This window comes from Okeania sp. SIO3B5, from assembly GCF_010692555.1.
In the GTDB taxonomy this organism is placed as follows: domain Bacteria; phylum Cyanobacteriota; class Cyanobacteriia; order Cyanobacteriales; family Microcoleaceae; genus Okeania.
In genome coordinates, this window is record NZ_JAAHHG010000733.1 from 1 (window position 1) to 3896 (window position 3896).

The 3896-nt window shown below is 32.5% G+C and carries 1 protein-coding gene and 1 pseudogene; both read left to right on the top strand.

The annotated features are described in order from the left end of the window. Nucleotides 1–780: 780 nt before the first annotated feature. Nucleotides 781–3789 carry a serine/threonine-protein kinase PknK gene (locus F6K54_RS41640; RefSeq protein ID WP_293090357.1) on the top strand — a complete coding sequence of 1003 codons (3009 nt, stop codon included), beginning with the start codon at nucleotides 781–783 and terminating at the stop codon, nucleotides 3787–3789. Further along, nucleotides 3770–3896 (top strand): annotated as a pseudogene (locus F6K54_RS41645) (polyprenyl synthetase family protein); the annotation flags it as partial. The gene F6K54_RS41640 and the pseudogene F6K54_RS41645, both read left to right, overlap by 20 nt.

The following is a 3896-nucleotide window of genomic DNA, read 5'->3' on the forward strand; positions in this document are numbered from 1 at the left end:
TGCGTGTGGGAGTGGGGGAGTGGGGGGGTGGGGGGGTGGGGGGGTGGGGGAGTGGGGGAGTGGGGGAGATTAAAGGCTTGAAGTAATTATAGAAATTATTAACTATTAACATATACTATATAACCGGATTCTATTATTAGAGATAATATTAAGAATTAATAATTAGGGTTTGCTGAATAAAGTTTTTTGGTAGGAGGAGTCAGAATTCAGAATTCAGAATTCAGGATAAATGGGAATTATAGAGGAGGTAGGAGCTAAGTTTTGTCCCAAGATTGTTCTACCATAGTCAGCCCAAGATACTAGCTTTTTGCAGCTCTTGGCACCGAAAAGCTGGCACTTTTTTGAACCCCAAAAAGACTAATACCTTTATTTATCAATACTTTGAGAATTAATCAGCAAGCCCTAATTAAAGAAGGCAGAAGGCAGAAGGGAAAATTGCTTATGGATAGTCTTCGACAAGCCACTTTGTGTATACAAACCCCAAACAAATTTAAGCATCCCTGTTGACCGAATAATTAATAATTAAATAATTAAATAATTAAACAATTTAGCTTTATTAGCCTCCCCTTTTAAGGGAAAAAAAATAAATTTTTTCCTTATTGGTTAATTCTCTCTCTTTTAGGGAGAGGTAATTATCCATTATCCATTATCCATTATCCATTATCCATTATCCATTATCCATTATCCATTATTCATTATTCATTATTCATTAATGAAGATGGGGTATTAAACCCGCCACAGAAAAGATAAATCGGAGTAGTTTTGTAGGAGAATTTCACAATGATTAATATTCCAGGTTACCAAATTCTTGCCAAAATTTATGAAGGTAATAATTCGGTAGTTTATCGAGGTAAACAAATGGAGGATAATCAGCCTGTTGTACTTAAATTTAATAAAGGAGATTTTCCTTCTGAAGCTGAGAATAATCGTTACCGAAAAGAGTATGAAATTCTTAGGCATTTGAATTTTTCTGGAGTTATTAAAGCTTATGCATTAGAGAAATATAATAATACTCTAGTGATGATTTTAGAAGATTTTGGCGGTGAATCTCTCAAAACGTTAATTACATCACAAAAATTTACTATATTGGGCTTTTTGAATTTAGCAATTAAAATTGCTGAAGGTTTAGGTGAAATTCATAGTGCTAAGATTATTCACAAAGATATTAATCCATCTAATATAATTGTTAATCTCACGACAAACGAATTAAAAATCATAGATTTTAATATATCTTCTGTATTAACTCGTGATAGTTATAAGCTAAAAAATCCAAATATTTTAGAAGGTACTCTTCCTTATATATCTCCAGAGCAAACAGGTAGGATGAATTGCTCTTTAGATTATCGTACAGATTTTTATTCTCTTGGGGTTACTTTTTATGAATTATTAACTCACCAGCTTCCTTTTACTAATACTGATGTGATGGAATTAGTTCATGCTCACATTGCTAAACAACCAAAACCACCCCATGAAATTAATCCAGAAATTCCACATACAATATCTAATATTATCCTAAAGTTACTAGCAAAAACTGCTGATGAAAGATATCAAAGTGCTTGGGGTTTAATTGCCGATCTAGATGAATGTTTAAATCAGCTACAAATGATAGAAACAATTGTAGAATTTACCCTTGGTAGTCAAGATATTTCTGATAGATTTAAAATTCCGTCAAAACTATATGGCAGACAATTAGAAATTGAAACACTAAGAGCAGCATTTGAGCGTGTTTGTAAAGGTAGCAAAGAAATGATGCTGGTGGCTGGTTATTCTGGCATAGGTAAATCAGCTTTAGTACAAACTATTTCTCAACCTATTATCCATCAGGGCGGGTATTTTATTTGGGGGAAATTTGACCAATTTCAACGAAGTATTCCATACTCAGCAATTGTGAGTGCTTTTTCTGAGTTAGTCAGAATTATTTTAAGTCAAAGTGAAGCTAAATTACATGAATGGCGAAATAAACTTTTAGCAGCTTTTGGTACAAATGGGCAAATTCTGATTGATGTAATTCCGGAATTAGAATTGATTGTTGGAACTCAACCAAAAATTCAAGAATTAGGACCAAATGAAGCTCAAAATCGTTTTAATATCATCTTTCAAAATTTTATCGGTTTATTTTGTCAACCAGAACATCCCTTAGTTATATTTCTTGATGATTTACAGTGGGCAGACTCCGCTACACTGAAGTTAATTAAATTAATGATGACAGATGTAGAAACAAAGTATTTGTTTTTAATTGGAGCTTATCGAGATAATGAAGTTAGTCCGACTCATCCTTTAATGATGACTTTAAATGCTATTCGCACTCAATCTGAGACTATGAATTATGGACAAATAAATCAGATAAACTTAACTCCTTTAAAATTTGAAAATATTAATCAATTAATTGCAGAAACATTGTTCAATGATCGAGTTTCAGTACAATCATTAGCAAATTTGGTAGAAAGTAAGACTGGAGGAAACCCATTTTTTGTTAATGAATTTATGAAAACTCTCTATCAAGAAAACTTGCTGAAATTTGATTCTGAACAGATTCGATGGGAGTGGAATATTGAACAGATAACAGCACTTGATATTACTGATAATGTAGTGGAGTTAATGATTGGAAAACTGGAAAAATTACCTCAATTAACTCAGAAAGTTTTAAGTTTGGTTGCTTGTGTAGGAAACCAATTTGATTTAAATACACTTTCGTTAATTTATGAAAAAGAATCTTTTGCAACTTTTCAAGATTTATTACCTGCTATTCAGGAAGGATTAATTCTACCTGCTTCAGAAGCAGAAGCTAAAAATGTAGAGTTGAACTTATATCCATTTTTAATTCTGAATTATAAATTCTTACACGACAGAGTACAACAAGCAGCTTACACTTTCATAGATGAATCTCAAAAACAAGCTTTACATCTAAGAATTGGCCGTTTATTCTTGGAAAATACTCCTCTAGAATATCGCAGCGAAAGAGTTTTTGATTTAGTAGATCATTTGAATATAGGCAGAACTTTAATTACAGATAAATCAGAAAAAATTGAACTAGCAAAACTAAATTTAGAGGCAGGTAAAAAAGCTCAAGATGCCACAGCTTATGTAGCTGCTAAAGAATATATTACAGCAGGTATATCTCTATTAGACGGGGATTGCTGGGATCAATACTATGATTTAACTTTTGCTTTATATAAAGAAGGGGCAATAGTAGAATATTTAAACAGTAGTTTTTCAGAAAGTGAAGCCTTAGTTCAGGTAATATTAGAACGGTCAAAATCAGTTATTGAAAAAACAGAAGTCTATAATTTATTGGTTGTTCAATATACTTTACGCGCTCAGTACGAAAAAGCAATTTCAGCAGCAAAGAAGGCTCTGGGATTACTAGAAATCGAACTTCCAGAAACAGATTTACAAACAGTCATTGAACGGGAATTTACTAAAGTCAAAGAAAATTTAGGCAATCAAGAAATTGCTAGTCTGATTAATAAAACAAACATTGAGAAATCAAAATATAAAGTAGCTTTAGCCTTAATTACAAATTTGATGGCATCTACTTATTTAACTTCACCAGAGTTATGGACAATAATTGTGTTGAAAGGTGTCAATATTTCTTTGAAATATGGTTCAGTTGCTGAGTCATGTCTTTGTTATTGTAACTATGGAATAATCCTCAATAGTTCTTTAGGAGATTATCACTCAGCATATCAGTTTGGTCTCTTAGCACTAAAACTAACTGATAAATGGGAAATTTCAGGATTAAAATGTAAAGCTTGTGCTGGATTTGCTAGGACTTTCAGAGGTATCTGAAGAAACACTGCATTTTATCCACACTCACAAAACAGGCGCTCTTCTAGAAGCTTGCGTAGTATGTGGAGCTATGCTTGCTAATGCTTCCCTTGCTAATCTACAAAGAC